Here is an 18885-nt window from a genome sequence, read left to right on the forward strand (position 1 = left end):
CCTGTTTCTTCGCGCATGGCGTTAGCGCAAAACCGCTGCACACTCTTGCGCGCCAAGCGTCAATGCCAATCCATGACGACCTTGCCGGAATTGCCCGAGCGCATCGCCTCGAAGCCATCCCGGAATTCGTCGATCTTGATGCGATGGGTGATGATCGGCGACAGATCGAGCCCGCCCTGCACGAAGGCGATCATCTTGTACCAGGTCTCGAACATCTCGCGGCCATAGATGCCCTTCAGCGTTAGCATCTTGAAGATGACTTTGTTCCAGTCGATGCCGAAGCCATCGGGCGCAATGCCCAGAATGGCGATCTTGCCGCCATTGTTCATCGTGTCGATCATCGAGCGGAAGGCCGGCGGCGCACCCGACATCTCCAGGCCGACGTCAAACCCCTCGGTCATGCCAATCTCGTTCATGACGTCCTTCAAATCCTGGCTGGAGGCATCGACGACATAATCGATGCCGACCTTGCGCGCGAGATCGAGACGGACGGGATTGATATCGGTGATGACGACCTTGCGCGCGCCGGAGCGTTTGGCGACCATCGCGCCCATGATGCCGATCGGCCCGGCACCGGTGACGAGCACGTCCTCGCCGACGAGATCGAAGGAGAGCGCGGTGTGCACCGCATTGCCGAACGGGTCGAAGATCGCCGCCACCTCGTCCGGCACGTCATCGGGGATCGGCACGACATTGTATTCGGGAATGCAGACGAACTCGCCGAAGGAGCCCGGCCGGTTGACGCCGACGCCCTTGGTGTAATGGCACAGATGCCCGCGCCCGGCGCGGCAGTTGCGGCACTTGCCGCAGACGATGTGCCCCTCACCCGAGACGCGCTCGCCGACCTTGTACTTGCTGACGGATGAACCGACCTCGGCGATCTCGCCGACGAATTCATGGCCGACAACCATCGGCACCGGAATGGTCTTCTGCGCCCATTGGTCCCAGTTCCAGATATGCACGTCCGTGCCGCAGATCGCCGATTTCTTCACCCGGATCAGCACGTCGTTCGGGCCGACGTCCGGCACCGGCACATTCTCCATCCACAGGCCGACTTCGGGTTTTGCTTTAACCAGCGCGCGCATCATGTTCGACATGACAAAACCTCCGCAAGGGATTCAGAAGACTCAGGCAATCACGCCCAGTTCACGTCCGACATCAGCAAAGACCTGTATAGCTTTGCGAACATCGGCTTCGCTGTGCGCTGCCGACATCTGGGTGCGGATGCGCGCCTGGCCGCGCGGCACGACGGGAAAGGAAAAGCCGATGACATAGACACCCCTGGCCAGCATGCGGCTCGCCATGTCCTGCGCAAGCGCGGCATCGCCGAGCATGACGGGAATGATCGCATGCCCCTCCCCCGCCAGCGTGAAGCCGAGCTTACTCATCTCGCTGCGGAACAGATCGGCATTGGCATAGAGGCGTTGGCGCAGCGCATCGCCATTGTCGATGAGGTCGAAGACCTTGAGCGAGGCGGCCGCGATGACCGGGGCGAGCGTGTTGGAAAACAGATAGGGCCGCGAGCGCTGGCGCAGCCATTCGACCACCTCGCGCTTGCCCGAGGTATAGCCGCCCGAGGCGCCGCCGAGCGCCTTGCCGAGCGTGCCGGTGATGATATCGACACGGCCCTCGACGCCGCAATGTTCGGCCGAGCCGCGACCGTGTTTGCCGACGAAGCCGACGGCATGGCTGTCGTCGACCATGACCATCGCGCCATATTTTTCCGCGAGATCGCAGACGCCGCCGAGATTGGCGATGATGCCGTCCATCGAGAAGACGCCGTCGGTGGCGATCATCTTGAAGCGCGAGCCCTCCGCCTTCTTCAATTCCTCCTCGAGTGCTGCCATGTCGTTGTTGGCATAGCGGAAGCGCTTCGCCTTGGAGAGCCTGACACCGTCGATGATCGAGGCGTGGTTCAGCGCGTCGGAGATGATGGCGTCCTCTTCGCCCAGCAGCGTCTCGAAGAGACCGCCATTCGCGTCGAAACAGGAGGAATAGAGAATCGTATCCTCCAGCCCGAGGAAGGACGAGATGCGCGCCTCGAGCTCCTTGTGCTCCTCCTGCGTGCCGCAGATGAAGCGCACCGAGGCCATGCCATAGCCGTACCGTTCCAGCGCCGCCTTGCCGGCCTCGGCCAGTTCCGCATTGTCGGCGAGGCCAAGATAGTTGTTGGCGCAGAAATTCAGGACACGCTCGCCCGAGGCAACGGCGATCTCGCCCGCCTGCTTGGAGATGATGACGCGTTCGGACTTGTACAGACCTCCCGACTTGAGGCCGTCGATTTCGGATTGCAGATGGGCGATGAAAGCGGAGGTCATGGCGGGCACTCGCAAATTGCTGAAGGGTAGAAAGGCTCAGGCCGTGCGCTGGGCATAGGCGGACAGCAGCGGCTCGAAATCCTCCATGGCGGGGAATTTCTCGTAGCTGTGTTCGGCAGGCGTAGCCGCCCAGGCGAGCTTTTCGCTCGTATAGGACTCGATGAAAGGACTGTACCAGCTGGTCTCCTCCAGCATGGTCGGCCGCACATTGACGAAGAACTCGAGGCCCTGCGGCCGGGTGAACATCCAGGTCATGCAATCGGGGCAGAAATGATGCCCGGCCTCCGGGCTCGCGCCGGCCACGACCGGCTCGCCCTCGATGACGACAAAACCCTCCGTCGGAATGGCGGCACTCAGCGAATAGGCGCTGCCGGACATGCGCTGGCAGCCGGTGCAATGACAGGCCATAGTGATGAGCGGCGGCGCATTGATGCGGATTTTCACCCGCCCGCAGCGGCACGCGCCATCCAGCGGCAATTTCGGTCGATGCATGGGCTCGGCTCCCCTTCCGATTGATGCCGGCCTGTCTTTTTAGATCGTAATGCCGGCAAATGGCTCCACGATGATAGTTCTAGCGCAGCAAAAGCCGACGTAAAGGGTCGCCATCAGCCTTTCCAAACTTTCAGCTCCGCTCGCAGGCGATCAGCAGGAACATCGGACGGTTGAGCTCGATTTGCCATTCCGGATGCGCGGCAAGCTGCGCTTCAGTCGGTCGCCATTCCTCGACATGGCGGATCGCAAAGCCGGCCGCGATCAGCGCATTCAGCGTCGTGCCGAGCGTGCGGTGATGCTTGACGACGCCCTTGGCGAGCCAGTCCGTCGTGCGCGGCCCCTCGACCAGATAGCCATCCACCGGCCAGACCGTGCGCCCGCCGACCTCGGCCCAATCCGGCGCCGACGGCGCCATGTAGAGGGGGTGCTCGATGGTGAAGACGAAGGGAGCACCCGGCACGATGGCCGCATGGATGGTGCGATGAGCCGGTCGAAATCCGCGATATAGTGGAACGCGAGCGAGGAATAGGCGAAGTCGAAACCGCCTGCCGGCAACTCCAGATGATCGAGATCGGCAATCTCGTAGCGCACGGCCGGCGACTGTGTTTCGGCTCTGGCGCGCGCGATCATGTTTTCCGAGAGATCGAGGCCAACCACACTGGCTGCCCCTTCCTCCGCCGCATAACGCGCAAACCACCCGAAGCCGCAGCCGAGATCGACAATGTGCCGGCCCTTCAAATCCGGCAGCAGGGCACGCACCGATTCCCACTCCGCCGCACCGGCAAGACCATGCAAGGATCGGGGAAGGCTGCTGTAGCCCTCGAAGAAGGCGGGCTGGTCGTAGATATTCTGGGCCATCTGACAAATCCTTTCAGGCCCGGCATACCCCCGTTTCTGCTACCGGCAAAGCCGCACTTTCTGGCAGCATGCCCTGCGCAGGGTTGACACAAGCGCTCCGCCGCTATCGGGTGGCACCGCGAAAGGATGCAGTCCATGACGATACTCGACAGGTTTTCCCAGAAGGGTCGCGTGGCGCTGGTGACCGGCGGCGCACGCGGCCTCGGCTTCGAGATTGCCAAGGCATTGGCGGAGGCCGGCGCCCATGTGGTGGTGACGGGCCGCACGCGCGCGACGCTCGAGGACGCCGTGGCGAAGATCGCGACCGGCGGCGGCAGCGCCTCGCTTGCCGCCTTCGATATCGCCGACCGCGCTGCCCAGCGCGCCGCCCTTGCCGAAATCGAGGACAATCACGGCCGGCTCGATGTGCTCGTCAACAATGTCGGCGCCCGCGACCGCCGGCCGCTGGGCGACATGGACGATGCGGCGATCGACGAGCTGATCCGCACCGATCTCTCCGTCGGCGTCAGCCTGTCGCGCGATGCCGCGGCCCTGATGAAGCGCAACGGCCACGGCCGCCTCATTACCATTACCTCGATCGGCGGCCATGTCGCCATGCCGAACGACGGCGTCTATCCGGCCGCCAAACACGGCCTCACCGGCCTGATGCGCAGCATGGCCGTCGAATACGCCCCGCACGGCATCACCAGCAACGCCATTGCCCCCGGCTGGTTTGCGACGGAAACCAATGCCGCGCTAGCCGCCAACGACGACCTCATGCCCTTCGTGCGCCAGCGCATCCCCGTCCAGCGCTGGGCGCGCCCGGACGAAATCGCCGGTGCGGCCCTGTTCCTTGCCAGCGACGCCGCCTCCTTCGTCAACGGCCATGTGCTTGTGGTGGACGGCGGAATGACTGTCAGGATGTAGGACGCTTATCCTGCGGCCGCCGCCTCCAGAGGCGCGATGTCGAGCTTGACCATCTTCAGCATCGTCTCGGTAACACGCCTGACCTTGTCCTGGTCCGGATCGCTCATCAGTTCGCCGAGCCGCGTCGGGGCGATCTGCCAGGAAAGCCCCCAACGGTCCCGGAGCCAGCCGCATTGCTCGACGGAGCCGCCGTCCTTCAGAGCATCCCAAAGACGGTCGAGATCGCCCTGCGTCTCGCATTCGACCATGATGGAAAAACTGTGGTTGAACGGATCGAGCGGGCCGGCCTCGATGGCCATGTAGCGCTGGTCGCCCAGCGTGAAGCTCGCGATCCTGACACTGCCCGGCGGGCCACTCGGCGTTTCGGCCGGCAGGCCGGAGATCCAGTGAACCGAGGAGCCGGGAATGAGCGAGGTATAGAAACCGATCGCCGCTTCCATATCCTTTTCGAACCAGAGATGCTGCGTGACTTTCATCGGAACGTCCTCCTGTGAACACGCTCAAGGACGAACGGGGCCGGAACGTTCCGACATGCGCCTGTTAAAAAACGCCGAGGGCCATCGCCACTCAGTGCGTGGCGAGTCGAAAATTGTGGTTTTACGTGACCCGGAGCGCAGCGTACTGAACGTACGTGAGCACCGGAAGCGCGAAAAAGCGCCATTTGCAGGCCAGTATGCGCTGAATGACGACAGGCCCTACCCCGCAAATTCCTCGATGACGGCAAGGAAGGCTTCACCGAACCGGTCGCGCTTGGACACGCCGATACCGGGAATATCCAGCAGCTCCTCCAAATCGCTCGGCCGTTCCCTGGCGAGCGCAATCAGCGTCGTGTCCGGGAAGACCACATAGGGCGGCACGTCGAGGTCCTTGGCGATGGAAAGACGCTCGGCGCGCAGGAGCTCGAAGAGCTCGCGATCCGAACCCGACAGGTTCGAGCGCTCGCGCGCAGCGGGCGAATTGCCGGCCTTCGGCTTGCGCCCGCTCTGCGGTCTGTCCTTGCGGAACAGCACCTCGCGCTCATGGCGGAAGACGGCGCGCGCCTCCTCCTCCAGCTTCAGCGCGCCGAAGGCCGAATGGTCGACGCTGATCAGACCCATGGCCAGCAATTGCCGGAAGATCGACTGCCAGATGCGCGGCGCGATGTCCTTGCCAGCGCCGAAGACGGGCATCTCCGTATGGCCGAAGCGCTGCGTCTTCTCATTCTCGACCCCCATCAGCACATCGATGACATGGCCAGCGCCGAACCGTTCGCCGGTGCGGTAGACGGCGGCCAGCGCCTTGATCGCCGCCTCGGTGCCATCCCAGGTCTCGACCGGATTGCGGCAGGTATCGCAATTGCCGCATCCACCGGCATGCGCCTCGCCGAAATGTGCCAGGATCGCCTTGCGGCGGCAGCCCGCGGTCTCGCAGATGGCGAGCAGCGCGGTCAGCTTGCCGCGCTCGATGCGCTTGACTTCCTCGGCCGCATTGCCCTCGTCGATCATCCGCCGCCGCTGCACGACATCGGCCATGCCATAGGCCATCCAGACCTCCGACGGCAGGCCGTCTCGCCCCGCGCGCCCCGTCTCCTGATAATAGGCCTCCACCGAGCCCGGCAGATCGAGATGGGCGACATAACGCACATCCGGCTTGTCGATACCCATGCCGAAGGCGACGGTGGCGACGAGGCAGAGGTTCTCCTCCTTCAGGAAGGCATCCTGGTTGGCATCGCGTATCGCCCGGTCGAAACCCGCATGATAGGGCAGCGCCCGCACCCCTTGCGTGTTGAGCCACTCGGCCGTGTCCTCCACCTTGGCGCGCGACAGGCAGTAAACGATACCGCTCTCGCCCTCGTGCTTCGACAAGAAGCGCAGGAGCTGCTGGCGCGGCTGGTCGCGCTCGGCGATCTCGTAGGCAATGTTCGGCCGGTCGAAGCTGGTGGTGAAGACCTCAGCATCCCCGAGCCCGAGGCGATCAATGATGTCGTCGCGCGTGTGCGGATCGGCCGTTGCCGTCAGCGCGATGCGCGGCACGCCGGGATAGCGCTCGCCGAGCATGCCGAGCGCCCGGTACTCCGGCCGGAAATCATGCCCCCACTGCGAGACGCAATGGGCCTCGTCGATGGCAAAAAGCGCGATCCTGGCATCCGCGACGAGTTCGGCAAAACCGTCCGTGACGATGCGCTCCGGCGTCACATAGAGAAGGTCGAGCTCGCCGGCGCGGATGGCGTCGCGAACGGCGAAGAACTCCTCGCGCGACAGCGACGAATTGAGCCCTGCCGCCCGCACGCCAAGCTGCTTCAGCGCCTCCACCTGGTCGCGCATCAGCGCGATCAGCGGCGAGATGACGATGCCGACACCCTGCCGGCAGAGCGCTGGGATCTGGAAGCACAGCGATTTGCCGGCGCCTGTCGGGAACAGCACGACGGCATCGCCGCCCTTAGCGACATGCTCCACTACGGCCTGCTGCTTGCCGCGGAAGGCATCATAGCCATAGACGCGTTTCAACACGTCGAGCGGTGTGGCAACAGGCGCATCGAACAGCGCGGCAAGGGAACTGGAGGATCTGGTCTGGGTCATGGTCAGCACGTTTTCCCCCATTCTGGCCGGCCCGTCCACATCGGCAACCCTTTGCCCCCGATTTTTCACGCCGCACATATTGTTCTTGATTTGTTCTATTTTCAAGATAAAGTTGCAGCCGTGGAGGAAAAAACATGACGGATGTCTATGCAACACTCGGCGCTTCGGACGCTGCCGTGACAGCGAAGTTCTACGATGCGGTGCTCGCAACGATCGGATGGGCCGTGCGCGACGATTTTCCCGGATGGCGCAGCTATTCCAAAAGCGGCGGGCCTGACGGATTCACCCTGTGGCTTTGCACGCCTTTCGATGGCGCAGCACCCAGCATCGGAAACGGCACGATGATCGGCTTCCCGGCGGCCACGCAGAACGTCGTCGACGCGTTCCATGCCGCGGCCCTTGCCCATGGCGGCACGGACGAGGGTCCGCCCGGGCCGCGCGCCCATTATGGGCCGGACTGGTACTCCGCCTATGTCCGTGATCCCTCGGGCAACAAGCTGGCCATCGTCTTCAACGGGTGAAGGGGTGCTGGGCCGCCACGCATGGGCCTGCGGCCTGCCGGAACGAAGCGCCAGGAATTTCCGGCACTAGCGTGCAGCCGGACCTTTCACACGGCCGGACATCACGCCAAAACCCTCGATGATCGCCTCCTGGCTTTCCAGGCGGACGGTCTCGTTCTGCACTTCCTGCAGGGCGCGAAGGATTTGCGGCACGCGTTCGCCGTCGCCCTCTTCCGTCGCAAGCGCCAGTTCGCGCTCGAGTTCGCGGCGCTGCCAGAGCAGGGCGCGGGTGCGCTTGTGAAGGGCGAGCGCCTGCTGGTAGCCCTCGTTCGCGTCCTCGGAGGCGGCCTCGGCCGTCGCCGTCCAGAGGCGGGAATTGCGCACCTGCTGCTCGAGACCTTTCAGCAGCGTGTCGAAACCGTTGGCCTCCAGCTCCTCAATCAGCCGCACGCGGTCAAGCCGGGCACCGACGGCACCGGCAATGCCGATCAGCGACGACCAGAGGCGTTGCAGGTCGCGGTTCTCGTATTCGATGATGGCGATCTCGTCATAATGGCTAAAGAGAAGGTCGGGATGATTGACCACCGTCAGCGCCAGCACACTTTCACGCAGGGCGGGCAGTTCCTGCGCGCCGCGCACCAGCGCCGAACGGGCAAGCCGGTCGGAAATGGCCGACGACATTGCATTGCCTTGTGGTGCGCCTCGGTTCCCGCCTCCACCACGCTGCTGCCGGTTGCCAGCAAAGCCGCCGCCACCATTGCCGCCAAAGTTGCCGCCTTGGCGCTGGACGGGGCGGAAGAACGTGTTCAGCCGGTCGCGCATGTCCTGCTGGTAATGACGGCGCACATCCTCGTCGCCGATCGCCGCCGTAATCTGGCGCAGGCGGGCCTCCAGCGCCGCGCGGCTTTCCGGCGTCTCGAAATTCGCGCCCTGCACCTCGCGGCTCCAGATCATCTCCGCCAGCGGGCGGGCGCTCGCCATCACCTTGTCAAAGGGCACCCGACCTTCATGGCGCACGAGATCGTCCGGGTCCTTGCCATCGGGCAGCAGCGCAAAGCGCACGGTGCGCTCCGGCTTGATGAAGGGCAGCGCGAGATCGGCGGCGCGATTGGCCGCGCGGATGCCGGCGCCATCGCCGTCGAAGCACAGCACCGGCTCCGGCGTCATCTTCCAGAGCAGGTCCAGCTGGTTTTCGGTGAGCGCCGTACCGAGCGGTGCCACGGCATTTTCGATGCCGGCCTGATAGAGCGCGATCACATCCATATAGCCTTCAACGGCGATGATCGTCCCTGTACCGTTCGCACCCTGCGCACTCTTGCGGGCGCGGGCGTGATTGTAAAGCACGTTGCCCTTGTGAAAGAGTTCCGTCTCGTTGGAATTCAGATATTTGGCCGGCGCGTCCGGCGACATGGCGCGGCCGCCGAAGGCGATGACCTTTTCCCTGACGGAAAGGATCGGGAACATGATGCGATCACGGAAGCGGTCGTAGGAGACCGGGATTTCCGGTCCGTGCACGACGAGGCCGCAAGCCTCGATCGCCTCCTTCGGAACACCCTTTCCGGCCAGATGCTCCTTCAGCGCATTGCGGCTGTCCGTCGCGAAGCCCAGGCGAAACGTCTCGATGGTGCGGCCGGTCAGGCCGCGGTCGCGCAGATAGGCCCGCGCCTTGGCGCCGGCCGGCGTCTGGAGCTGGTCCTCGAAGAAACGGGTCGCCATTTCCATGACCTCGACGAGGCCCATGCGCTCCTTTTCACGCTGCTCGGCCTGTACGTCCGGCTGCGGCATGGCGACGCCCGCCATGTCGGCGATCTGCTGCACGGCCTCGGGGAAGGACAGGCCTTCGAGATCGGTGAGGAACCGGAAATGATCGCCGGAAACGCCGCAGCCGAAACAATGGTAGCGGCCCTTGCGATTCTCACAATGGAAGCTCGGCGACTTCTCGCCGTGGAACGGGCAGCAAGCCCAGTAGTCGCCGCGCGAGACATTGGTTTTCTTGCGGTCGAAGGTCACGCGCCGGCCGATCACGTCCGAAATGGGGACGCGGTCACGAATCTCGTCTAGGAAGGCGTTGGAAAAGCGCATGGATACCTCGGTTGAGGTTCATATAACCATCCCCGGAGCCTGCCGCCAGCGATAGTCGCCCACCCACAGCAATTCACAGGCCAGCAGTCAAACCCAGTCTGTCAAAATCCCTGGCCTCAAAATCCCCAGCCTCAAAATCCCATGTCCGGCGCATAGAAGCAACGCGGCGTGTCCTCCGTGGGATAGAGGCAGAGATGGTACTCGCCATCCTGCGAGCGACGGGCCGTCGATTGCGGCAGGCGGAAGATGTGGCTGCGGGTGGCGAGGCGGTGATCGCCGGGCGCGAGCGTCACCTGATAACCGCCATCGATGATACGCACGGTCTCGGACGAGATTATCTGGCAGTCGCCATTGTGGCTGTTGCCGTTGCAGCAAAACAGCTCGTATTGCCAGCCGCTCGCCGCGTCATGCGCCAGCGACGGCGCGGCAAAAACAAAGCTCGCAAAAGGAAGAAGGAACGCACCACGCATCGGCTTGGCCTCCGTTTCAGGATGACCGCCGGGCACTCCAACACGATACAACAGTCCGGCGGCACGTCATGCACTGCGCCGGGGCGAGCCGATGAACGATCATCGTCAGGCTCCTGTTCTTTCCCGCATAACGGCGCGCCACCTTTTTGGTTCCAGCAACCTGTGCGGAACGCGCACGGAAAACAAAAAGGGCGGCCTGAAGCCGCCCTTTCCGCTCGATATCGATTGTCCGTTACTTGAGCAGATCCTTCACCACGCCCGAGGCCTTGGCGAAATCCATCTGACCGGGGAAGCGTTCCTTGAGCACGGCCATGACTTTACCCATGTCGCGCAAGCCCTGCGCGCCGATTTCGCCGATGACGCCGGAGATCAGCGCGCGCACCTTCTCGTCGGAAAGCTGCTCGGGCAGGAAACCCTTGATCACGGCAATTTCCTGCTGCTCTTGGGCGGCAAGCTCCGGGCGGCCGTTATCGGCAAAGATCTTCGAGGATTCCTCGCGCTGCTTGATCATCTTGGCGAGGATCTGCAGCACTTCGTCGTCCTCGACCGGGCCCTTACCCACGCCGCGGTTGGCGATGTCGCGGTCCTTCAGCGTCGCCTGGATCAGGCGCAGCGTGGAAACACGGCAGGCGTCCTTTGCCTTGAGGGCTTCCTTCAGGTCGTTTGCGAAGATTTCGCGCATTCTTTTCTCCATGAAAGGCGGTCGGCGCCGGATGCGCGACCAAGCCTTGTCGTCGTTTCCTTGTGCATGCTCATAGACCGGCAAAGGTCGTATCCGCAAACGGATTGCGCAAGCGCTTGATTACAAACACTTTATAATTCGACGCAATCCACAGGCGGCGGTTGACCCCGTCATCCGCTTTGTCTATTTTCCGGCACCTGCACGAAATTTGGCAATCAGGGCGAACCAACGCGGGTTTCCGCGCGCCTTTGCCTGCGACCTCAAATGGTGCCTGGTCCCCCGGCTTTCAAGCCGGTGGCGCTTGGTGCCGGAAACGGGATGAACATGACCTCGACCCCCGCATGGACCACTGAAAAGCCGACCGCCCTGCTCGTCCTCGCCGACGGCACGGTCATCGAAGGCAAGGGCATCGGCGCCACCGGCAAGGTGACAGCGGAAGTCTGCTTCAACACGGCGCTGACGGGCTACCAGGAAATCCTGACCGACCCCTCCTATCTCGGCCAGATCGTCACCTTCACCTTCCCGCATATCGGCAATATAGGTGCCAATGACGAGGACATCGAAGATCTGACACCCGCCGCCCGCCACGGCGCCGTCGGCACGATCTTCAAGGCCGACATCACCGACCCCTCGAACTACCGCTCGGCAAAACACCTCGATGCCTGGCTGAAGGCCCGCGGCATCATTGGCCTTTCGGGCATCGACACACGCGCGCTGACCGCCTGGATCCGCGAAAACGGCGCGCCGAACGCCGTGATCGCCCATGATCCCAACGGCGTCTTCGACATCGAGACGCTGAAGGCCGAAGCAAAGGCCTGGAGCGGCCTCGTCGGCCTCGACCTCGCCAAGGTCGCCTCGTCCGGCCAGTCCTCGCGCTGGAGCGAAAAGCCCTGGGTCTGGAACGAAGGCGCGGAAGACCTCGCGGACGGCGACGTGAAGTATCACATCGTCGCGCTCGACTACGGCGTGAAGCGCAACATCCTGCGCCTCTTCACCGGCCTCGGCTGCAAGGTCACCGTCATGCCGGCAACCTCGAGCGCCGAAGACGTGCTGGCGCAGAAGCCCGACGGCATCTTCCTGTCGAACGGTCCGGGCGACCCGGCCGCAACCGGTGAATATGCCGTCCCGGTCATCAAAAAGCTGATCGAAAGCGGCCTGCCGATCTTCGGCATCTGCCTCGGTCACCAGATGCTCGGCCTCGCCGTCGGCGCCACCACCGAGAAGATGCACCAGGGTCACCATGGCGCGAACCACCCGGTGAAGGACCACACGACCGGCAAGGTGGAAATCGTCTCGATGAACCACGGCTTCGCCGTCGCCTCGACGTCTCTGCCGGAAGGCGTTGAAGAGACCCACGTCTCGCTGTTCGACGGCACGAATTGCGGCCTGCGCCTCGTCGGCAAGCCGGTCTTCTCCGTGCAGCATCATCCCGAAGCCTCCCCCGGCCCGCAGGACAGCCACTACCTCTTCCGCCGCTTCATCAATCTGGTGCGCGAAAAGAAGGGCGAGGACGCCCTGCCGGAACGGGCGTAACGTTGAACACCCGCATTTGAAACCCCGGTTCATAGCCGGGGTTTTTGTTGCTCGGGAAGCGACGAACCTGCCCACCCGACGGCTAGGCTAGTACGGGTTGTTGAACTGGTCTCGCATGAATCCAACGGTGATGAGCGAGACGTCCTCCGAGTTGCTTTTGCAGAGCATTCGCGGCAGGAGACGCTGGCAGGTATTGCAGGACTGCGCATGCCACAGCGGCGTATATTGCGCGTTCTGCCCTGCCGGATCCCATAGCATTTCACTCATGGTCCATGGTCTCGGTGCCCGCTGGCTCAAGGCGATATGAATCATTTTAGGCGCCGCGCAACGGCCCTGGATCGGATCCTGCTGGGTGGGCCGGCAGCGTGCCATTTCAGATGGCGACATCTGTCGCCCCCCGGCAGTCGCGACACCGCGCGCAGGCACGTTCCCGCACTGTATAAACGGCACCATGCCAACCCGTTGGCACGCTTGCACAAAAGCCAGCTGTCCCGGCTGACTGTCCGCAGGCGAGCAAGCCGCGTAGACATTTCCGTTGTTTGCAACGAGAACACCTATCATCATCGGCGCCAGACCGTTCGCGGCCTGCCCGAGTTCACCTGCGATACGCCAGCAGAGCATCTTGGCGCGACTTCCCTCCGATACAGGATGACGCTGGCTGCAGATCGGGCATAGAATGTCGTCCCCATAGGTCCGGCCCGTAAATTGGCTTCCGTGGTATCGCGACATATTGCTGGGCGTCGCCAACCCATTCCTTCCCGCATTGTACATGGCAATCCTCCGAAAAACGTCCTGCATTCAGTCGGCATCGATTGTCGACGCAACGATATCAGGACTAGCCAGAAGCCAACAGTCCGGCGCCTCCAGTTTTCAACCACCCCAGCTCTCAGCGAGGGACGGAATACAATCAGGAGATTACGGTTCGAGATGAACGCGTCGGCTTAGGACCGCGTTGGAATCTCTTGCCGCACAAGCAGGTAGAAACGCCAGTTCAGCAGAATTGCCGCCGCGGCGAGGCCGGCGACGAAGCCGAACCAGATGCCGACGCCGCCGAAACCGCCGGGGAAGGCGAAGAGCCAGGCGCAGAAGAAGCCGATCGGCCAATAGGAGATCAGCGCCATGACCATCGGGATGCGCGTATCCTTGAGGCCGCGCAGCAGGCCGGCGGCGATGGCCTGAAGGCCATCGACCAGCTGGAAGATGCCGGCGATCACCACGAAGGGGCCGGCGATTGCCAGAACCGCCGCCGAATCCTTGCCGGCTTCATCGAGGAAGATCGCCGCAAGGGTCGTGGGCATGCTGGCAAAGAGCAAGCCCCCACCGATGGAAATGACCACCGCGACGGCAAGGACCGCCAGCGAGGCCCGCACGACGGCGAGATGATCGGCGCGTCCATGGGCGACGCCGACGCGCACCGTACCGGCCTGCGCAAGACCAAGCGGAATCATGAAGGCGATGGAGGCGAGCTGGAGCGCGATGCCGTGAGCGGCGAGTTCCAGCGTGCCGATATTGCCCATCAGCAGCGAGGCGCCGGTGAAGAGGCTGACTTCCGCGAGCAGGGTGAAGCTGATCGGCAGGCCGAGATGCACGACCTCGCGGAAGGCCGGCCAGTCCGGACGCCAGAAGCGCACGAAAAGCTCGTAACGCCGCATCTCCGGCCGCCACTGGATATAGGCGGTCAACAGGAGGAAGCTCAGGATATTGACGGCGACAGAGACGATGGCCGCGCCCTCGATACCGAGGGCCGGGAAGCCGAAACGACCGAGCACCAGCGCATAGGCGAAGAAGGCGTTGATCGACAGGATCGTGATGGTGACATAGAGCACGACACCGGCGCGGCCGACGGCGCTGACGAGGCCGCGCAGCGTCATGAACAGCAGCGCGGGCGCCATGCCCCATTGCACGATCTTCAGATAGCCGCCGGCAAGGGCGGCGACTTCGGGCTTCTGACCGGCATAGAGCAGAATGCTCTCCGCATTGTAGAAGATCGGCACCATGAGCGCCGAATAGATCAGCACCACCCACATGCCCATGCGGACCGCCCGGCGCACAGCGACCGGGTCGCCGCGTCCATAGGCTTGCGCGACCATCGGCATGACCGCATTGGCAAAGCCGGAACCGAAAATGAACAGCGTGAAAAAGAACTGGCTCGACAGCACGAGGGCCGCGAGAGAAACAGCACCGAGGCGGCCGACGATGACGACATCGGTCGTGTGAATGCCAAGCTGGGCCAGCTGGGCGCCGATCAACGGCACACCCAAGGCAAAGGTCGCCCGGAAATGGGCGCGCCAGCTATTGTCCGCGCGATGCGTTGCCATGTGCATGATAGTTCTCACTTTCGCATCGCTTCCGATCACAAGTTCGGGGCGCGATCAATCGACTAGAATTGATGTTTTCATCAAAAATGCGCGACTACGGTCAAAATCAGCCGGTTTTCTCGAAAATTTCGCTGAAATGTCACGTTTGACACGGCTCAAGCGCTTTCAAACGCGCCTTTTTCCGTAGGACCGGCTCCCGCCCCGCGCAGCTTCATGACAAAGATCACGAGGCCGATGAAGAGGATCAGCGCCGCCACTGCATAGGGCGCGCCGGCAAAGACGACGGGAGCATCCGGCCCGGTGAACCGGCTAAAGACCTGCGTGAAGATCAGCGGCCCGATGATCGTGGTGATGCTGGAAACGCTGGTCAGCGCGCCTTGCAATTCACCCTGTGCCGAAGGCGGCACGCGGGCCGACGCAATGGAGCGCAGCGGCGGGTCGGCCAGGCTTTCGAGCGCGGTCAGCACGATCACCACATAGACCATCCAGCCCTGCCAGGCCGCCGCATATCCCGACAGGCCGAGAACCGCGAAGGAAAGCCCGATGACGGCCGTGCGGAACTCGCCGAGCCGCTGCACGACGCGGGGCAGAACGAAGGCCATGACGACCGCGCCGCCGACGCCGAAGATGCCCAGCGACAGGCCTATCTGCCCCTCGCTCCAGCCGTAGCGCAACGCGGCAACGAAAGGCCAGACAGAAGGGTAGACGGCATGCGCCAGCCAGTAGCAGAAGAACACGAGCCCGACCCACAACACGCCCGGATACTGGCGCATCTGGAAAAGCGCGCCGAGCGGATTGGCGCGCGAAAGCTCGAACCGCCGGCGGTTTGCCGGCTGAAGGCTTTCCGGCAGCAGGAAATACGCGGCCGCGAAATTGAGGAAGGCGAGCACGGCCGCACCGTAGAAGGGGATACGCGGCCCGAACTCGCCGAGCACTCCGCCGATAACGGGACCCAGCGCGAAGCCCGTTCCGAAGGCAATGCCGATTAGACCGAAATTCTTGGCGCGCGTCTCGTCCGTCGAGACGTCGGCGATATAGGCCGCCGCCGTGCCGAAACTCGCACCGCTGATGCCCGCCAGCACCCGGCCGACGAAGAGCATCCAGTAGCTCGTCGCGAGCGCACAGATGAGATTATCGATGGCGAAGGTGAGGATGCAGGCCAGCAGCACCGGTCGCCGGCCGAAGCGATCCGACAGGTTGCCGATGAACGGAGCAAAGAGGAACTGCATGCCGGCGTAGACGAGCAACAGCCAGCCGCCGTCGATCGCCGCCTGGCTGAGATTGTCGCCGGTGAGCTCGCGCAGGTAGCTCGGCAGAACCGGCATGATGATGGCGATGCCGATCACGTCGAGAAACATGATCATGAAGACGAGAAAGAGCCCCCGCCGGGCGGACCTGGCATCGATCATGGGATGACCTCGAAAGAACGGCGCCGGCAGCGACGGACAGGAATGTCAGGCGACGACTTCTATTTCAGTTTTTTCAGCGAAACAATCCGTGAACATCGCAAATCTTCCGAGACGGGCGGCCATCATTGGCCGCACGCAGGCAAGCCTCCTGCGACGGGGCGCACTTTGAGGATCAGGCCTCGATGACGGAAAGGATATGGCGATCGCCGGTGCTCGGGACACCGGCGCGACCGTTACGGTTCACCTTTGAACGTATCGCAGGCATCGACGCGGCCGGTATCGAAGCCACGCTTGAACCAGCGGCGACGCTGGTCCGATGTGCCGTGGTTGAAGCTCTCGGGAACGACATAGCCCTGCATGCGCTTCTGCAGGGTGTCGTCACCGATCTGCGTGGCAGCGTTCAGCGCTTCCTCGAGGTCGCCGCGCTCCAGAATGCCCTTCTGCTCGGTGTACTTGCCCCAGATGCCGGCATAACAATCGGCCTGAAGCTCGACGCGGATCGACATCTGGTTGGCTTCGACTTCGCTCATGCGCTGGCGCTGCTGGTTGAAACGCGGCAGCACGCCGGTCAGGTTCTGGACATGGTGGCCGACTTCGTGCGCCACGACATAGGCCTGCGCGAAGTCGCCGGCCGCGTCGAACTTGTTGGCGAGCTCGTCGAAGAAGCTCATGTCGAGATAGACCTTGCGGTCGCCCGGGCAGTAGAACGGGCCGGAAGCCGCAGACGCAAAGCCGCAGGCCGATTGCACGGAGCCGGAGAACAGGACCATCTTCGGCTCCTCGTAACGCTCGCCCGCCGCCTGGAAGATACCGTTCCAGGTGTCTTCCGTCTCGGCCAGAACCGTTGCCATGAAGGCCTTGGTTTCCTCTTCCTGCGGCGATGAGCGCTGGCTGGCATTGTCCGTCTGCTCGATGCCGGGGCGACTGGCCTGTCCGCCGCCATCGCCCATCACCTGCAGCAGATCGATGCCCATCGCCTTGAGGATAAAGTAGATGACGACAAGGAAGATGATGGTGCCGATGCTCATGCCGCCGCCGGCGCGACGTCCGCCCATCGGAATGCGGAAACCTCCGTTGCCGCGACCGAACGGGTTGTTGCCTCCCATCGACGGACCGGCCCCGCGCTGGTCCTCGATATTGTTCGACTGGCGACGACCTTTCCATTCCATGGCGCATTTCCCCGCATTGATTTGCCGACGAACGCCCACCGCGTGAATTCGTTCCTCGGCACTAGCTTATAGGGCGAGCCGCGCCACCATGCAAAATGAAAAGCAGCCGCTCAGCGGCGCCGGAAGACCGCATTGAAACGCTGCACCCAACCAGCCTCGCGAATGACCAGAGCACCTGCGGCGACAAGCAGGAGACTGATCACCCCGGCGGCAAGTCCGCTGGCGAGATCGGATGCGCCGTCGAAAACCATCATGCCCATCACCCGATGCGGCACGAGCGTGAAAAGCCCCGCCACGACGATGCCCCCGAAATACATGCCGGCCACATGGGCCCGATGGGCCTGGATATCCCGTCGACGCGCCGCACGGATCGCCATCACGCTGCCGATGATGACGTAGACGGACAGCAGATGGATTGGGCTGAACCCGCCGACAGTGTTGAGCCCGTGAATGAAGAAGGTCGAAACACTCGTCACGACCATCAGCACCAGCCAGATTTTCCCGAGCAGTCGATGGGCAGGCGTGCCTTTGGCGCGGGCGAGCAGGACCGCACCGAGCACGGCCGCCGGCAGGACGGTCGCCACATGAAACTGGATGGCGAAGGGGGCATCGAGCAGAGGTTCGAAGGTCATGTCAGGCTCCGGCAGCGGTTGAATTCGCCCGTGTCTTCAGCCAATGATCGGACCGCCTCAAACGCTTTGGCCCGAATGGACGGAATACTTCGTGGAACGCCCCTTCCTGCAATCCGCGCTTCGTGAACTGCAGATCTTCCTGCGCGCACCGCGCTTCTGGGCGACCTTCGGCGCCGTCGTGCTGATCTTCTGGGTAACGGGCCCCTATGGCACGGCGGAACGCCTGGCCACTGCCCCGCGCCTCGGCTTCTGGCTCGTGCAGCACGCCATCGCCTGGGGCATCGCCATCGTCGCCATCGTCCTCGTCAACACGCTTCTCTTGAGCCGCGTGCCGAGCCTCCTGGGCCGCATGGCAATCGGAACGCTCGTCGCCGGCGCGCCCGTCGGGCTTGCCACGGAGGCGATCAGCCTGGTGACGTTCGGCGGCACGCCGACACTTTCGACCATCGCACAAAGCATCGCCAGCGGCCTTCTTCTCTCCGCCCTCTTCTGCGGCCTCACCTTCATGACGATGAGCAGCAAGCAGGCGGCAGTCCTTTCGCCAGCCCCGCCATCGCGGCCCGAGACTGCGGACGAGCGCGCCGAGGTGCAGCTGATGCGCCGGCTGAAGCCGGAGAACCGCGGCCCCATCCTGCACATGACCGTGGCCGATCACTATACGGAGGTGACGACAAGCCGTGGCCGGGAACTGGTGCTGCTGCGATTTTCCGATGCGCTGGAGGAACTGGGCGCGACGGCGGGCCTGCAGGTGCACCGTTCGCATTTCGTCGCCGATATCAACGTCGACAGGCTGACGCGCGCCGAGGGCCGGCTTGCGGTCCGCCTGAAGGATGGGCGGGAAATCCCGGTGAGCCGCAGCCGCACGGAGGCGGTGCGCAGCCGATGGGGTTGACGATTTTTTCGAGGACGATGTCGGATCAACCTTTCGCCGTTCGTCTCTAGGTATCTATCAACAAAC

General features: G+C 63.4%; 16 protein-coding genes and 1 pseudogene. 4 read left to right on the forward strand and 13 right to left on the reverse strand.

Going from position 1 to position 18885, the window contains the following annotated elements; genetic code table 11:
• Positions 1 to 59 precede the first annotated feature (59 nt).
• From tdh to MUU55_RS04630, 4 genes and pseudogenes are all read right to left on the reverse strand, one after another.
• Positions 60 to 1097, reverse strand: a complete 1038-nt coding sequence (gene tdh, locus MUU55_RS04615; RefSeq protein WP_244759572.1) for an L-threonine 3-dehydrogenase — start codon at positions 1095 to 1097, stop codon at positions 60 to 62.
• Positions 1098 to 1127: 30 nt separating this feature from the next.
• Positions 1128 to 2318, reverse strand: coding sequence for a glycine C-acetyltransferase (locus MUU55_RS04620; RefSeq protein WP_244759573.1), 1191 nt, complete (start codon positions 2316 to 2318; stop codon positions 1128 to 1130).
• 36 nt (positions 2319 to 2354) lie between these two features.
• Positions 2355 to 2810 carry a GFA family protein gene (locus tag MUU55_RS04625; RefSeq protein WP_244759574.1) on the reverse strand — a complete coding sequence of 152 codons (456 nt, stop codon included), beginning with the start codon at positions 2808 to 2810 and terminating at the stop codon, positions 2355 to 2357.
• Between the two features lie 130 nt (positions 2811 to 2940).
• A pseudogene (locus tag MUU55_RS04630) lies at positions 2941 to 3668 on the reverse strand (class I SAM-dependent methyltransferase).
• A 135-nt stretch (positions 3669 to 3803) separates the two neighbouring features.
• Here MUU55_RS04630 and MUU55_RS04635 point away from each other — a divergent pair.
• The gene (locus tag MUU55_RS04635) at positions 3804 to 4574 is read left to right on the forward strand and encodes an SDR family oxidoreductase (protein WP_244759575.1); all 771 of its coding nucleotides are present in this window, start codon (positions 3804 to 3806) and stop codon (positions 4572 to 4574) included.
• Between the two features lie 5 nt (positions 4575 to 4579).
• Here the strand turns inward: MUU55_RS04635 and MUU55_RS04640 are convergent, their stop codons facing one another.
• Together MUU55_RS04640 and recQ are read right to left on the reverse strand one after the other, a co-directional pair.
• Positions 4580 to 5050: a VOC family protein gene (locus tag MUU55_RS04640; RefSeq protein WP_244759576.1), complete on the reverse strand. Its 471-nt coding sequence runs from the start codon at positions 5048 to 5050 to the stop codon at positions 4580 to 4582.
• Between the two features lie 219 nt (positions 5051 to 5269).
• The gene (recQ, locus tag MUU55_RS04645) at positions 5270 to 7132 is read right to left on the reverse strand and encodes a DNA helicase RecQ (protein WP_244759577.1); all 1863 of its coding nucleotides are present in this window, start codon (positions 7130 to 7132) and stop codon (positions 5270 to 5272) included.
• Between the two features lie 134 nt (positions 7133 to 7266).
• On the opposite strand from recQ, the gene MUU55_RS04650 reads away from it, so the two are divergent.
• Positions 7267 to 7653 (forward strand): VOC family protein, encoded by a 387-nt coding sequence (locus MUU55_RS04650; RefSeq protein ID WP_244759578.1) that lies wholly within the window; start codon positions 7267 to 7269, stop codon positions 7651 to 7653.
• A 66-nt stretch (positions 7654 to 7719) separates the two neighbouring features.
• Here the strand turns inward: MUU55_RS04650 and dnaG are convergent, their stop codons facing one another.
• The 3 genes from dnaG to MUU55_RS04665 all read right to left on the reverse strand — a co-directional run bounded on the left by dnaG (position 7720) and on the right by MUU55_RS04665 (position 10866).
• Positions 7720 to 9714 carry a DNA primase gene (dnaG, locus tag MUU55_RS04655; RefSeq protein ID WP_244759579.1) on the reverse strand — a complete coding sequence of 665 codons (1995 nt, stop codon included), beginning with the start codon at positions 9712 to 9714 and terminating at the stop codon, positions 7720 to 7722.
• Between the two features lie 131 nt (positions 9715 to 9845).
• On the reverse strand, positions 9846 to 10184 hold the full coding sequence (locus MUU55_RS04660) for a hypothetical protein (RefSeq protein WP_244759580.1): 339 nt from the start codon (positions 10182 to 10184) through the stop codon (positions 9846 to 9848).
• Between the two features lie 232 nt (positions 10185 to 10416).
• Complete coding sequence (locus tag MUU55_RS04665) at positions 10417 to 10866, reverse strand: GatB/YqeY domain-containing protein (RefSeq protein ID WP_244759581.1); 450 nt, start codon at positions 10864 to 10866, stop codon at positions 10417 to 10419.
• A gap of 324 nt (positions 10867 to 11190) precedes the next feature.
• Here MUU55_RS04665 and carA point away from each other — a divergent pair, with 324 nt between their 5' ends.
• Complete coding sequence (gene carA / locus MUU55_RS04670; RefSeq protein WP_244759582.1) at positions 11191 to 12399, forward strand: glutamine-hydrolyzing carbamoyl-phosphate synthase small subunit; 1209 nt, start codon at positions 11191 to 11193, stop codon at positions 12397 to 12399.
• A gap of 941 nt (positions 12400 to 13340) precedes the next feature.
• Here carA and MUU55_RS04675 read toward each other — a convergent pair.
• The 4 genes from MUU55_RS04675 to MUU55_RS04690 all read right to left on the reverse strand — a co-directional run bounded on the left by MUU55_RS04675 (position 13341) and on the right by MUU55_RS04690 (position 17927).
• The gene (locus MUU55_RS04675; protein ID WP_244759583.1) at positions 13341 to 14723 is read right to left on the reverse strand and encodes an MATE family efflux transporter; all 1383 of its coding nucleotides are present in this window, start codon (positions 14721 to 14723) and stop codon (positions 13341 to 13343) included.
• 149 nt (positions 14724 to 14872) lie between these two features.
• On the reverse strand, positions 14873 to 16126 hold the full coding sequence (locus tag MUU55_RS04680; RefSeq protein WP_244759584.1) for a TCR/Tet family MFS transporter: 1254 nt from the start codon (positions 16124 to 16126) through the stop codon (positions 14873 to 14875).
• Positions 16127 to 16359: 233 nt separating this feature from the next.
• Positions 16360 to 17295: a KPN_02809 family neutral zinc metallopeptidase gene (gene ypfJ, locus MUU55_RS04685; protein ID WP_244759585.1), complete on the reverse strand. Its 936-nt coding sequence runs from the start codon at positions 17293 to 17295 to the stop codon at positions 16360 to 16362.
• A 110-nt stretch (positions 17296 to 17405) separates the two neighbouring features.
• On the reverse strand, positions 17406 to 17927 hold the full coding sequence (locus MUU55_RS04690; RefSeq protein WP_244759586.1) for a DUF2306 domain-containing protein: 522 nt from the start codon (positions 17925 to 17927) through the stop codon (positions 17406 to 17408).
• Positions 17928 to 18018: 91 nt separating this feature from the next.
• Between MUU55_RS04690 and MUU55_RS04695 the strand changes: the two genes are divergently transcribed.
• Positions 18019 to 18819: a LytTR family DNA-binding domain-containing protein gene (locus MUU55_RS04695; RefSeq protein WP_244759587.1), complete on the forward strand. Its 801-nt coding sequence runs from the start codon at positions 18019 to 18021 to the stop codon at positions 18817 to 18819.
• Positions 18820 to 18885 lie beyond the last annotated feature (66 nt).

This window comes from Shinella curvata, from assembly GCF_022899935.1.
Classification (GTDB): domain Bacteria; phylum Pseudomonadota; class Alphaproteobacteria; order Rhizobiales; family Rhizobiaceae; genus Shinella; species Shinella curvata.

What these genes read in the sequence shown, in the direction of transcription:
- tdh (WP_244759572.1), bottom strand. Translation starts at nt 1,097, where the DNA reads ATGTCGAACATGATGCGCGCGCTGGTTAAAGCAAAACCCGAAGTCGGC.
- recQ (WP_244759577.1), bottom strand. Translation starts at nt 7,132, where the DNA reads ATGACCCAGACCAGATCCTCCAGTTCCCTTGCCGCGCTGTTCGATGCG.
- ypfJ (WP_244759585.1), bottom strand. Translation starts at nt 17,295, where the DNA reads ATGGAATGGAAAGGTCGTCGCCAGTCGAACAATATCGAGGACCAGCGC.
- MUU55_RS04650 (WP_244759578.1), top strand. Translation starts at nt 7,267, where the DNA reads ATGACGGATGTCTATGCAACACTCGGCGCTTCGGACGCTGCCGTGACA.
- MUU55_RS04680 (WP_244759584.1), bottom strand. Translation starts at nt 16,126, where the DNA reads ATGATCGATGCCAGGTCCGCCCGGCGGGGGCTCTTTCTCGTCTTCATG.
- MUU55_RS04620 (WP_244759573.1), bottom strand. Translation starts at nt 2,318, where the DNA reads ATGACCTCCGCTTTCATCGCCCATCTGCAATCCGAAATCGACGGCCTC.
- dnaG (WP_244759579.1), bottom strand. Translation starts at nt 9,714, where the DNA reads ATGCGCTTTTCCAACGCCTTCCTAGACGAGATTCGTGACCGCGTCCCC.
- MUU55_RS04675 (WP_244759583.1), bottom strand. Translation starts at nt 14,723, where the DNA reads ATGCACATGGCAACGCATCGCGCGGACAATAGCTGGCGCGCCCATTTC.
- MUU55_RS04635 (WP_244759575.1), top strand. Translation starts at nt 3,804, where the DNA reads ATGACGATACTCGACAGGTTTTCCCAGAAGGGTCGCGTGGCGCTGGTG.
- MUU55_RS04665 (WP_244759581.1), bottom strand. Translation starts at nt 10,866, where the DNA reads ATGCGCGAAATCTTCGCAAACGACCTGAAGGAAGCCCTCAAGGCAAAG.
- MUU55_RS04640 (WP_244759576.1), bottom strand. Translation starts at nt 5,050, where the DNA reads ATGAAAGTCACGCAGCATCTCTGGTTCGAAAAGGATATGGAAGCGGCG.
- MUU55_RS04625 (WP_244759574.1), bottom strand. Translation starts at nt 2,810, where the DNA reads ATGCATCGACCGAAATTGCCGCTGGATGGCGCGTGCCGCTGCGGGCGG.
- MUU55_RS04690 (WP_244759586.1), bottom strand. Translation starts at nt 17,927, where the DNA reads ATGACCTTCGAACCTCTGCTCGATGCCCCCTTCGCCATCCAGTTTCAT.
- carA (WP_244759582.1), top strand. Translation starts at nt 11,191, where the DNA reads ATGACCTCGACCCCCGCATGGACCACTGAAAAGCCGACCGCCCTGCTC.
- MUU55_RS04660 (WP_244759580.1), bottom strand. Translation starts at nt 10,184, where the DNA reads ATGCGTGGTGCGTTCCTTCTTCCTTTTGCGAGCTTTGTTTTTGCCGCG.